10 protein-coding genes are annotated in these 12142 nt (G+C 68.7%); 7 read left to right on the top strand and 3 right to left on the bottom strand.

Annotated features, from left to right (window positions below; all coding sequences use genetic code 11):
- Positions 1–859: DUF2207 domain-containing protein (locus ACFPZL_RS05610; RefSeq protein WP_382334850.1), on the bottom strand; the 859-nt coding region annotated here is incomplete at its 3' end.
- A gap of 172 nt (positions 860–1031) precedes the next feature.
- On the opposite strand from ACFPZL_RS05610, the gene leuA reads away from it, so the two are divergent.
- From leuA to ACFPZL_RS05575, 7 genes are all read left to right on the top strand, one after another.
- Positions 1032–2801, top strand: a complete 1770-nt coding sequence (gene leuA / locus ACFPZL_RS05605; protein ID WP_218113693.1) for a 2-isopropylmalate synthase — start codon at positions 1032–1034, stop codon at positions 2799–2801.
- 124 nt (positions 2802–2925) lie between these two features.
- Positions 2926–3582 (top strand): Holliday junction branch migration protein RuvA, encoded by a 657-nt coding sequence (gene ruvA, locus ACFPZL_RS05600; protein WP_218113691.1) that lies wholly within the window; start codon positions 2926–2928, stop codon positions 3580–3582.
- Positions 3579–4577: a Holliday junction branch migration DNA helicase RuvB gene (gene ruvB, locus ACFPZL_RS05595; protein WP_218113690.1), complete on the top strand. Its 999-nt coding sequence runs from the start codon at positions 3579–3581 to the stop codon at positions 4575–4577. Before ruvA ends, ruvB begins: the two co-directional genes overlap by 4 nt.
- Positions 4578–4644: 67 nt before the next feature.
- Positions 4645–5070 carry a preprotein translocase subunit YajC gene (gene yajC / locus ACFPZL_RS05590; RefSeq protein ID WP_218113689.1) on the top strand — a complete coding sequence of 142 codons (426 nt, stop codon included), beginning with the start codon at positions 4645–4647 and terminating at the stop codon, positions 5068–5070.
- Positions 5071–5132: 62 nt separating this feature from the next.
- Positions 5133–6986 carry a protein translocase subunit SecD gene (gene secD / locus ACFPZL_RS05585; RefSeq protein ID WP_218113688.1) on the top strand — a complete coding sequence of 618 codons (1854 nt, stop codon included), beginning with the start codon at positions 5133–5135 and terminating at the stop codon, positions 6984–6986.
- A 1-nt stretch (position 6987) separates the two neighbouring features.
- Positions 6988–8070 carry a protein translocase subunit SecF gene (gene secF / locus ACFPZL_RS05580; protein ID WP_218113687.1) on the top strand — a complete coding sequence of 361 codons (1083 nt, stop codon included), beginning with the start codon at positions 6988–6990 and terminating at the stop codon, positions 8068–8070.
- 36 nt (positions 8071–8106) lie between these two features.
- Positions 8107–10356, top strand: a complete 2250-nt coding sequence (locus ACFPZL_RS05575) for a RelA/SpoT family protein (RefSeq protein ID WP_218113685.1) — start codon at positions 8107–8109, stop codon at positions 10354–10356.
- 36 nt (positions 10357–10392) lie between these two features.
- Here the strand turns inward: ACFPZL_RS05575 and ACFPZL_RS05570 are convergent, their stop codons facing one another.
- Together ACFPZL_RS05570 and ACFPZL_RS05565 are read right to left on the bottom strand one after the other, a co-directional pair.
- On the bottom strand, positions 10393–11016 hold the full coding sequence (locus ACFPZL_RS05570; RefSeq protein ID WP_218113683.1) for a hypothetical protein: 624 nt from the start codon (positions 11014–11016) through the stop codon (positions 10393–10395).
- Between the two features lie 182 nt (positions 11017–11198).
- Positions 11199–12142: DUF349 domain-containing protein (locus tag ACFPZL_RS05565; protein ID WP_382334846.1), on the bottom strand; the 944-nt coding region annotated here is incomplete at its 5' end.

The raw sequence follows: 12142 nt of genomic DNA, 5'->3' as shown, positions 1-12142 counted from the left end.
GGCGACGTCGCAGTCCAGTAACGCCGAAGGCCCCCGCGACCCCGAGCGCTGCCGCGCCGCCGGTCAGCATTCCCGGCAGGCCGTCGTAGGCGAAGCTCGGCAGGCGCTCGGGCGGCTGCACGGCCGACCCCGGTTCGAGACCGATCGCGACGGTGAGGCCGTGCATGCCGGGCATCGGCGTCGGCGGCACGACGAACTCGGCGCCCCCGCCGACATCGGCGAGTATCTCGCCGACGAGCTCGCAGCGATCGCTGCTGCCGGAGGGGCCCGCATAGCAGGCGCTCGCCCCGTTCAGGCGATCCGAGAGCGCCTGCTCGAGGTGGATGCGCGCCGCGAACTCCCCGATCTCCTGCCGGCGCTGCTGCGGCAGGATGTTCCAGTAGAACTCGTCGCGGACGGGCTCCGCCTCAGCGCCGTCCGGGCCCGGTTCTGCGGGCACCGCCAGGATCACGTCGCGCAGCGCGTAGCTGATCACGTACTGCTGCACGCCGTGCACGTAGTCGTCGTCGCCGACGAGGATCAGGCGGTAGCCGTCCTGGTCCTCCACCTCGAAGGGCACGGGAGCCCCCGAGGCGTCGCGCACCTCGATCTGCTCCGGCGCCGCGGGCGCACCGAGGTAGCGCAGCGGCAGCGCGCGCACGACGCCGCGGTTCTGGTCGAAGGCGGGGAAGTGCGGCACAAGCGTCTCGGTCACCTGAGCGACCGAGCGGCCAGCGCCGTCGAGGGAGATCTCGTAGTCGACGTGCCAGCTGTCGTAGGCGAAGTCGTCGACATCGGCCGCGGCCGGCGCCGCCGGTGCTGCGGTGGCGCCGAGAAGCGCGGTGAAGCCGATCACCAGGGCGAGCAGCAGGTTCCGCATGCGCCCAGCCTATTGGTGTCGAACCGCCGCCGGGACCGGCGGTGCTATAGTGATTTCGTGCTGTTCGGCTCGCTTCTCCTTAGCTGCCGCGACGAGTCCTAACTTCCAGGCCTCCCTCGTCGCGGTGTTCGCGTTGGCTGAGCAAGATTTCAAGCGAGAGAAGTAAGAGACCATGAAGAACACGCAGCAGCCCTCAGCGATGCCGATCCACCGGTACCGTCCGTACCACGAGATCATCGACGTCGATCTGCCCGATCGCACCTGGCCGACGAAACGGATCACCGAGGCGCCGCGCTGGTGCGCGGTCGACCTGCGCGACGGCAATCAGGCCCTCATCGATCCGATGAGCCCCGAGCGCAAGCGGATCATGTTCGACCTGCTCGTGAAGATGGGCTACAAGGAGATCGAGGTCGGGTTCCCGAGCGCCAGCCAGACCGACTTCGACTTCGTTCGCCAGCTGATCGAAGACGACGCGATCCCCGACGACGTCACGATCCAGGTGCTCACCCAGGCGCGCGAGCACCTGATCACCCGCACCTACGAGTCGCTGATCGGCGCCAAGCAGGCGATCGTGCACCTCTACAACTCGACCAGCATCCTGCAGCGCGACGTCGTGTTCCGGCAGGACAGGGCCGGCATCAAGCAGATCGCGCTCGACGGCGCGAGGCTGTGCAAGGCCAGCGAGCACATCTGCGCAGGCACCGAGATCTACTACGAGTACTCGCCCGAGTCGTACACCGGCACCGAACTGGAGTACGCGGTCGAGGTGTGCAACGACGTGCTCGAGATCTTCGAGCCGACGCCCGAGCGCAAGGTCATCATCAACCTGCCCGCCACCGTCGAGATGGCGACGCCGAACGTCTACGCCGATTCGATCGAGTGGATGGGCCGGCACCTGAACCACCGCGAGAACGTGATCATCTCGCTGCACCCGCACAACGACCGCGGCACGGCCATCGCGGCCTCCGAGCTGGGCTACATGGCGGGAGCGGATCGCATCGAGGGCTGCCTCTTCGGCAACGGCGAGCGCACCGGCAACGTCGACCTCGTCGCCCTGGGCATCAACCTGTTCACGCAGGGCATCGACCCGCAGATCGACTTCTCGCGTCTCGACGAGGTACGTCGCACGGCCGAGTACTGCAATCAGCTGCGCGTGCCCGAGCGGAGCCCCTGGGCCGGCGACCTGGTCTACACGGCGTTCTCGGGATCGCACCAGGATGCGATCAAGAAGGGCTTCGAGCGCATGGAGGCCGATGCCGAGGCGGCCGGCGTCTCGGTCGACGAGCTCGAGTGGGCCGTACCCTATCTGCCGGTCGACCCGAAGGATCTGGGCCGCTCGTACGAGGCCGTGATCCGCGTCAACTCGCAGTCGGGCAAGGGCGGTGTCGCCTATCTGCTGAAGACCGACCACTCGCTCGACCTGCCGCGCAGGTTGCAGATCGAGTTCAGCTCGGTGGTGCAGGGCGTGACCGACAGCGAGGGCGGCGAGGTGTCGAGCGAGGAGATCTGGCGGATCTTCCAGGACGAGTACCTGCCGACGACCGGCGATTCCGCGTTCGAGCAGTGGGGGCGCTACGAACTCTTCCGCACGGCGTCCACGAGCGCCGGCGACGGCATCACGGAGCTCACGGTCGACTTCCGCGTGGGCGACGAGCAGTCGCAGTTCACGGCGCGCGGTAACGGCCCGGTCGACGCCTTCATCACCGCGCTGAACGAGAACGGGCACGCGGTGACGCTGTTCGACTACGTCGAGCATGCGATGAGCGCGGGCGGGGACGCGGTCGCGGCGGCCTACGTGGATCTGGATGTCGACGGCCGTCGGCTCTGGGGCGTCGGGATCGATCCCGACACGACCCGCGCGACGCTGAAGGCTATCGTCTCCTCGGTGAATCGTGCGGTGCGCACGCAGCACCGCGATGTGGAGGCCCCTGCGGCGGTCTGAGGGGTGCCCGCCGGCTCCGCACGCCGAGGGCAGCGAACCGCGCACGCCCCTTTCCTAGAACATATCTTCGAACGGGCGGCGTGGCGACTGCGCGGATGTCGGAGGTCGCTTCTAGGGTGAGAGCATGATCGCTTTCGTACGCGGCCAGGTGCTCGCCGCCGGTGCCGGCTGGGTCGTCGTCGATGTCGGACCGGGCGGTGCCGGTGGGGGCGTCGGCATGCGGCTGGAGGTGCCGGGACGGCTCTCCGGCGCGCACCCGGGTGCGGAACTGGCCCTGCATACGCACCTCGTCGTACGAGAGGACTCGCTGACCCTCTTCGGCTTCGCGACAGCCGAGGAGCTCGACGTGTTCGGCATCCTGCTCGGCGTGTCGGGTGTCGGGCCGCGCAGCGCGCTCGGCGTGCTGACCGAGCTCACCCCCGCGCAGATCGCGCAGGCCGCTGCGAGCGAGGACGAGAAGCCGTTCCGCAAAGTCTCCGGGATCGGTCCGAAGACGGCGAAGCTCATCGCCGTGCAGCTCGCCGGCAAACTCGATCCACTGGCGTTCGGCGGGACGGAGGCCGAGGCGGATGAGACGCCCGGTGGCCGGGCCATCGACGATCGTGCGGCCGCCACGGTCGTGCAGGGACTGCTGGGCCTCGGCTACGGCGAGGCCCAGGCGGAGACCGCGGTGCAGGATGCGAGGAGCGCCGGCGCGCCGAACGATGAGGCCGGGCTGCTGCGGGCCGCACTTGCACTGCTGCAGGCCCCGCGTCTGCCGAGCGACCGGGGTGCGCGATGAGCGGGGAGCTCTCGCCGCAGGTCGCCGCGAACGAGCTCGGCTTCGAGGGGGCGCTCCGCCCGGCCACGCTCGACGAGTTCGTCGGGCAGTCGAAGGTCCGCCGCCAGCTGCGGCTGCTGCTCGACGCCGCCACGATTCAGCAGCGAACGCCCGACCACATCCTGCTCGCCGGGCCGCCGGGGCTCGGCAAGACGACCCTCTCGATGATCGTCGCGGCCGAGCTGGACAAGCCGCTGCACCAGACCTCTGGCCCGGCGATCCAGCACGCCGGCGACCTCGCGGCGGTCCTCTCCGCGCTCACGCCGGGCGAGGTGCTCTTCATCGACGAGATCCACCGCATGGCGCGCAGCGCGGAGGAGATGCTCTACCTCGCGATGGAGGACTTCAAGATCGACATCATGGTCGGCAAGGGGGCGGGTGCCACCTCTATCCCGCTGGAACTCGCACCGTTCACGCTGGTCGGGGCGACGACCCGGGCGGGCCTGCTGCCGAATCCGCTCCGCGATCGATTCGGCTTCACCGCGCACCTGGAGTTCTACGACGAGGACGAGCTCTCGCACGTCGTGCAGCGAGCGGCCGGTCTGCTCGGTTTCGACGTGGCCGCAGCGGGCGTCTCGGAGATCGCCGGGCGCTCACGCGGTACCCCGCGGATTGCGAACCGACTGCTGCGCCGCGTGCGAGACTACAGCCTCGTCCACGGCACGCCCGGTGACGTCGAGGCGGTGCATGCCGCACTGACGCTGTACGACGTCGACGCGCACGGGCTGGATCGCCTCGATCGCGAGGTGCTGCGAGCCGTGGTCGAGCGGTTCGGCGGGGGTCCGGTCGGGCTGTCGACGCTCGCCGTGTCCGTCGGGGAAGAGGCCGAGACCATCGAGGCGGTGGTCGAGCCCTTCCTAGTGCGAGCCGGCCTGCTGAGCCGCACGCCGCGCGGTCGGGTGGCCACGAGACGGGGATGGGAACACACAGGCATTCCGATTCCGGATGCCCTATAGTCGTAAAGGTTGTGCGCGCGATCGCGTGCTGATTTATCACGCCCGTGCGCGGAAGGATTCTCACCATATGGACCCGATGACACTCATCATGTTCGGCCTGATCGCCGTGATGATCATCTTCATGATCCGCAACGGCAAGAAGCGCCAGCAGGCGGCTCAGGAGATGCAGAGCAAGCTGCAGCCGGGCGCCGAGGTGATGCTGCAGTCGGGGATCTTCGCGACGGTCGAACAGGTCGACGAGGCCGAGAACCGCGTCACCGTCCGCAGCGGCTCTTCGACGCTCGTCGTGCACCGCAACGCGATCGGCCAGATCGTCACGCCGGTGGACGCCGTCGAGACGCCGGGCGATGAGATCGCCCCCGACGACGACCCGGCGTTCGGCGAGCGGATCGCCGCCCCTGACGCCGACACCGGTGCAGAGAGCGCGCCGGATGCCGCCGACGAGACGCCGGCCTCCGACGCGTCCGAGGGCGACGACACCCCCAAGTCCTGATCCGAGCGGGCGCGCGGCGTCCGACTCCTGAACGAACCGCAGCACGAGAAAGAAGTCGATCCGTGGCGTCTACCCCCGCAGTGAAGAGAGCCCGCGGCTCGCTCATCGCGCTCCTGGTCATCCTCGTCGGACTGGTCGGGGTGATCTCGATCGGCGTCTTCCGCGGAGAAGCGACCTGGACGCCGAAGCTCGCGCTCGACCTCCAGGGCGGCACCCAGATCATCCTCGCCGCGCAGCAGAGCACCGGCGAGGCCGTCTCCGGAGAACAGCTCGACCAGGCCGTGTCGATCATCCGCCAGCGCGTCGACGCCGCGGGCGTCTCGGAGTCCGAGATCGCCACCCAGGGCAGCCAGAACATCTCGGTGTCGATCCCGGGCAAGGCCGACGAGGCCACGCTGCAGCGCATCGAGGCCTCGGCCCAGCTCGACTTCCGCCCGGTGCTCGCAGCCGCCGACGGCACCCCGACCACCGACGCATCGACCGAGACGGACGCCGATGGCGATGACGCCGCCGGAGACGGCACGGTGGCCGAGGATTCCGCAGCCGAGGATCCCGCGGCCGAGGACTCGGGGGCAGAGGACGCAGCGGCCGAGGACGCCACCGATACCGACGCCGCCACGGACACCGGCGCGCGCGACCCCGACCCGATCCCGGAGACCGCGTACGACGAGGCCTGGCTGACCGATGCGCTCGTCGAGGAGTTCAACGCCTTCGAGTGCACCCCGGAGTCGACGGCCGGGCTGAGCGAGGCCCCGGGCGACCGCCCGCTCATCACCTGCGAGAACGACCTGCCGATCAAGTACATCCTCGGCCCGGTCGAACTGAGCGGCGACGTGATCGAGGACGCCACGGCGCAGCTCGAGACCACCTCGACCGGTGCGACCACCGGCCAGTGGGCGGTCCAGATGAAGATGAACGACGAGGGCACCCAGACCTTCGGCGAGATCAGCCAGCGGATGTACGGCGCCCAGTCGCCGCTCGACCAGTTCGCCTTCGTGCTCGACGGCCAGGTGCTCTCCGCGCCGACCATGAACGCCCAGATCCTGAACGGGCGCCCGTCGATCACCGGCAACTTCACGCAGGACTCGGCCGAGGCGCTCGCCGATCAGCTCAAGTTCGGTGCGCTGCCGATCGGCTTCACCGTGCAGAGCCAGGAGGACATCTCGGCGACGCTCGGTTCGAACCAGCTCCAGGCGGGCCTCCTCGCGGGCCTGATCGGCCTGCTGCTCGTCGTCGTCTACTCGATGTTCCAGTACCGGGCGCTCGGATCGATCACGATCCTCTCCCTCGCGATCGCCGGCGTGCTGACGTATCTCCTGCTCACGTACTTCTCGTGGCGCCAGGGCTATCGACTGTCGCTCGCCGGTATCGCCGGTATCATCGTCGCCGTCGGCTTCACCGCGGACTCGTTCATCGTGTACTTCGAACGCATCCGCGACGCGCTCCGCGACGGCTTCGCCCTCGAACAGGCGGTCGAGCAGGGCTGGAAGCGCGCGTTCCGGACCGTGCTCGCCTCTGACGGCATCAACTTCCTCGCCGCGGCGATCCTATTCATCCTCGCCGTCGGCAGCGTGCAGGGCTTCGCATTCACACTCGGCCTCACGACGCTGGTCGACGTGCTCGTCGTGGCGCTGTTCACCCATCCGATGGTGGTGCTGCTCGCACGGACCCGCTTCTACGCCGACGGTCATCCGCTGTCGGGGCTCGATCCGCAGCGACTCGGGGCCGTGTACCGCGGCCGCGCGCAGTTCCGCGAGCCCACCGCGGGCAAGAAGGGCGCCGCCGCCAAGAAGTCGACCGGGGCGGCGAAGGAGGCTCAGCGCCGTCAGACGATCGCCGAGCGCAAGGCATTGGAAGCCGCGCGAGGCCAGGGTGAAGCGGTCGGAGCATCGACCACCACCGGAAAGGAGAGCTGACATGGCTCGTCGCACCTTCGCCGAGTTCGGCAACGCGCTCTACACCGGTGAGAAGTCGTTCGATTTCATCGGTCGTCGCAAGACCTGGTACCTGATCGCCTCCGTCCTGATCGTCATCGCCATCGTGGGCCCGTTCCTCCGCGGCGGCTTCACGCTCGGCATCGAGTTCACCGGCGGCAGCCAGTTCCAGGTGCACGTCGCCGACGGCGGCGAGCGGGATCAGAGCATCGCAGCGGGTGCGGTCGAATCGGTGCTGCCCGGATCCGCACCGCGAGTCTCCCTCGTCGGGCAGACCGATATCCGGGTGCAGACCGAGCAGCTCGAGGACACCCAGTCCCGCCAGCTGCACGCCGCCCTCGCGGAGGCGTACGGCGTCGACGAGTCCGAGGTTACGGCGTCGTACATCGGCGCACTCTGGGGCAAGGACATTACGCGGCAGGCGCTGATCGGTCTCGTCGTGTTCATCCTCTTCGCCGCGCTCGTCATGGCACTCTACTTCCGCACCTGGAAGATGTCGCTCGCGGCCATGATCGCGCTGTTCCACGACCTCATCATCACGGCGGGCATCTACGGACTCTCCGGTTTCGAGATCACACCGGCGGCGGTGATCGGCTTCCTCACGATCCTGGGCTACTCGCTCTACGACACGGTCGTGGTGTTCGACAAGATCCGAGAGAACACTTCTCCGGGCGAGCTCACCGAGCGTCGGACGTTCGGGGAGGCGGTCAACCTCGCGGTCAACCAGACCCTCGTCCGATCGATCAACACCTCCGTGGTGGCATTGCTGCCGGTCGGCTCGATCCTCTTTATCGGCGCCTTCGTCCTGGGTGCCGGCACCCTGCGGGATATCGCGCTCGCGCTCTTCATCGGCATCCTCGTCGGCGCCTACTCGACGATCTTCATCGCGGCTCCCGTGTACGTCCAGCTGCGGCAGGGAGAGTCCGAGATCCAGAAGCACGATGCTCGCGTCGCCCGCGCGCGCGGCCGTGAGTCCGGCGCTTCGGACGCCGACGGCGACGAGGGCGATGATGAGGCGGGTTCCGACGGCGCCGAGCGTGCGGAAGGCGCGTCCGCGAAGCGATAGTGTAGCCTCATCCGATCGCGCTGGAGGAGGTGAGCCATGTCGAGCACCGACGCGCCGGCGAGCGGCTCCGGTTCCCGCATCGGCCTGGTGTCGAGACTGTTCTCACGGAGCAGCTCCTCGCCCGGCGCTGTGGATCAGCTGATACGAACGGTCCGCAGCAGTTGGCCGAAGGCGGACCTGTCGGTGATCGACCGCGCCTATCGCGTGGCCGAACTGGCTCATCGCGAGCAGAAGCGCCGAAGCGGTGAGCCGTACATCACCCACCCGATCGCGGTGGCGCAGATCCTGGCCGAACTCGGCGTCGCCCCTGTCGTGATCGCCGCCGCGCTGCTCCACGACACGGTCGAGGACACGGACTACTCGCTCGAACAGCTCACCGCCGACTTCGGCGAGGAGATCGCGATGCTCGTCGACGGCGTCACCAAGCTGGACAAGGTGAAGTACGGGGACTCCGCTCAGGCGGAGACCGTGCGGAAGATGATCATCTCGATGTCGCGAGACATCCGCGTCATCGTGATCAAGCTCGCCGACCGCCTGCACAACGCCCGCACCTGGGGCTTCGTGTCGTCCGAGTCGGCCAAACGGAAGGCGCAGGAGACGCTCGAGATCTACACGCCGCTCGCGCATCGCCTGGGCATCCAGTCGATGAAGACCGAGCTCGAGGATCTCTCGTTCGCCGTGCTGAAGCCGAAGCTCTACGCCGAGATCGAGAACCTCGTCACCCAGCGCAATCCGAAGCGCGAGGAGCTCGTCGGCAAGGTCATCGGTGCGATCAACGAGGACCTCCGCGAGGCCCGGATCCGCGGCGAGGTCACGGGGCGCCCCAAGGAGCTCTATTCGATCTACCAGAAGATGATCGTGCGGGGCCGGGACTTCGACGACATCTACGACCTCGTCGGCATCCGTGTGCTCGTCCATTCGATCCGCGACTGCTACGCCGTCCTCGGGGCCGTGCACGCGCGCTGGACTCCGATCCCCGGCCGCTTCAAGGACTACATCGCGACGCCGAAGTTCAACCTCTACCAGTCGCTGCACACGACCGTGATCGGACCGGACGGTCGGGCGGTCGAGATCCAGATCCGCAGCTACGAGATGCACCAGCGCGCCGAGTACGGCGTCGCCGCGCACTGGAAGTACAAGCAGACCCAGCAGGGCGGGCCGACCTCGAGCGACATGGCCTGGCTCGCGCACATCTCGGATTGGCAGGCCGAGACCGAGGACCCGAGCGAGTTTCTCGATGCGCTCCGCTTCGAGATCGGGGCGAAGGAGGTCTACGCGTTCACGCCGAAGGGCCGCGTCATCGGCCTGCCGGCCGGGGGCACGCCAGTCGATTTCGCCTACGCCGTCCACACCGAGGTGGGCCATCGGACGATGGGGGCTCGGGTCAACGGCAAGCTCGTGCCTCTCGAGACGGCGCTGCAGAACGGCGACGTCGTCGAGGTGTTCACCTCGAAGGATCCGAACGCCGGACCGAACGCGGGCTGGCTGGCCTTCGTCAAGAGCAAGCGCGCCCAGAACAAGATCCGCCAGTGGTTCACCAAGGAGCGCCGCGACGAGGCCGCCGAGCTCGGCAAGAACGAGCTGACGAAGGCGTTGCGGAAGCAGGGGCTCCCGCTCCACCAGCTGATGAACTCCGAAGCCATCCAGCAGGTCGCGTTGCAGCTCCGCTATCCGGATGTGGCCGGGCTGCTCGCCGGGATCGGCGAGAATCACGTCTCGGCGCAGTCGGTGATCGAGAAGGTGACGGCGCTCGTCGACCGGGACTCGGCCGAGGAGGAGAGCCGGCTCGAGACGCTGCCGGATCCGACGCCGATCCGATCCCGCAAGAGCGACTCGTCGTCGGGCGTGCTGGTCAAGGGAGCGAGCGATGTACTCGTGAAGCTCGCGAAGTGCTGCACGCCGGTGCCGGGGGATGAGATCCGCGGTTTCATCACCAAGGGCCAGGGCGTCTCGGTGCATCGTACCGATTGCCCCAACTTCCAGTCGCTCGCGAAGCAGGAGGATCGCCTGGTCGAGGTCGAGTGGGCGCCCACATCGAAGAGCGTGTTCCTCGTGCATATCCAGGTCGAGGCCCTCGACCGCTCCGGCCTGCTCTCCGACGTCACGAGGGCGCTCTCGGAGCACCACGTGAACATCCTCTCGGCCTCGGTGCAGACCTCGAGCTCGCGCCTGGCGATCAGCCGCTTCCTCTTCGAGATGGCCAACACCACGCACCTCGATCACGTGCTCAACGCCGTGCGCCGCATCGATGGCGTCTACGATGCCTATCGGGTGCAGTCCGGCTGAGCCCGCGGAAGGTCGACCCTTCGGTGACGCCGAGCATCAGGCCGAGGACCGGGGAGAGGCCTCTCCCGCGCGGGACCGATCGGGCGCGAGTGCGGCGAGCCGTTCCCTCGCGACGGTCCGGTACGGTCGACGGCGGGCCTCCACGCGTTCACGGGCCGTCGCCCAGCCCCCGGGGATCTGCAGGGCGAGCAGGCGGCAGGCGACTCGCTCGCGCTTCCCGAAGCCCGTGTCGGCGTACAGCAGATCGAGCAGCGTGCGCAGGGGAGTCGTCACGGCGAAGGCGCCGAGCTCGTGCATGTCGCCAGGTGCGAGCCGCAGTTCGGAGATCCGGATCTGCGGGGTCTCGCGCCTGAGGTTCCGCCGCCGATCACGCGTACTGAACCTCAGGGGTTCGCCGGGGTCCTTGGCCGCGCCCCAGACCCAAGCCGCGGTCAGATGCGTGGCCGCGAGGTCCGGCGAGAGGAACTCGGCGAGTGCGGCCGTGCGCACCCGCGGCGTCTCCGGCCAGCCGATGCCGCGGAAGCCCGGGCCGCAGGGCACCAGCAGACCGTGAAGCCGCCCGGCCGAGCGCAGGGCTGCCGGCCAGAGGTCGTACCGAGGCGGGTTCGGGGGATCCTTCACTCGAGCGGGCGGGGCGGTGGCGACTCTTGCGGCGGGCATGTCCCCATGCTGCCCCACCCGTGCGGCCGCCGGAGCCCGGTCTGCCCATCTGTGGATAAGTCGCCGTTCAGCGGCTTCTATGCGGCACCTGGAGCGCCGAATCGGATTCGTGAACGGGAGCGCGTGTCACACGGTCGCAGTCACTCGTCCGCGCCCGGCCGGAATCGGCCGGGCCCGTCCGCTCAGTCGCCCAGCGCGGCGAGCCAGGACTGCTGCGTCGCGAGCTTCTGCTCCGCCTCGGCCTTCGTCTTCGGATCCTTGGCCGCGTCGATCTCGGCGGTCAGCTCGGCGATCGACGCCTCGAGCTGGCCGCGCAGGCCCTCGCTGCGCGCCTTGGTCTCGGGGTTGGTCGAGCGCCAGTGCTCGTCCTCGAGCCCCTTGACGTGATCCTCGATCTTCCGCAGCCGACCCTCGACGTCGCGCAGCGCCTCGCGGGGCACCCGGCCGACCTCGTCCCACTTGAGCTGGAGCTCCGTGAGGCGCTTGCGGGCGGCGATGCGATCCTTCTCCTGCAGGAGCGGCTCCGCCTCGGCCAGCAGAGCCTCCTTCGCGGTGAGGTTCCCGGCGTACTCCTCGTCCTGCAGCGCGATCTCGGCCGCCTTCGCCGCGTAGAGGCCGTCGCCCGCGGCCTTGAAGCGGGCCCAGAGCTGGTCGTCGAGCTTACGGCTGGCACGGCCGACCGTCTTCCACTCATCGAGCAGGCTGCGGTAGGCATGGATGCCGTCGACCCCGCGCGGGGCGAGCGCCTCGGCCTGGGCGATGAGCCGCTCCTTCGCCTGCTTCACCTCTTTGTTGTTCGCGTCCATCTTGGCGAAATGACCGCGTCGGGCGGTGTCGAAGGTCTGACGGGCGCTGCGGAAGCGCTTCCACAGCGCATCCGCCTGGCCCTTGGGCACGCTCGCGCCGTGCCGCTGGATCTCCTGCCAGTCGGTGAAGAGCTGTTCGAACGCCGCACCGGTGTCCTTCCAGCGGATCGATGCCTCCGGCTGCGCCGCGAGCCGCTCGGCCTCGGCCACGATCGCCTCGCGCTTCGCCAGCGCCTCGGCCCGTGCGGCCTCGCGCTCGGCCTTCTGCTTCTCGCTGAGCTCCCCGGCCTTGCCGGTGAGCTTCTCGACGCGTGCGCGGA

Origin of the sequence: Leucobacter soli (assembly GCF_042659205.1) — a bacterium.
Taxonomy (GTDB): domain Bacteria; phylum Actinomycetota; class Actinomycetes; order Actinomycetales; family Microbacteriaceae; genus Leucobacter; species Leucobacter soli.
This window is presented reverse-complemented; position numbering and strand designations above follow the sequence as displayed.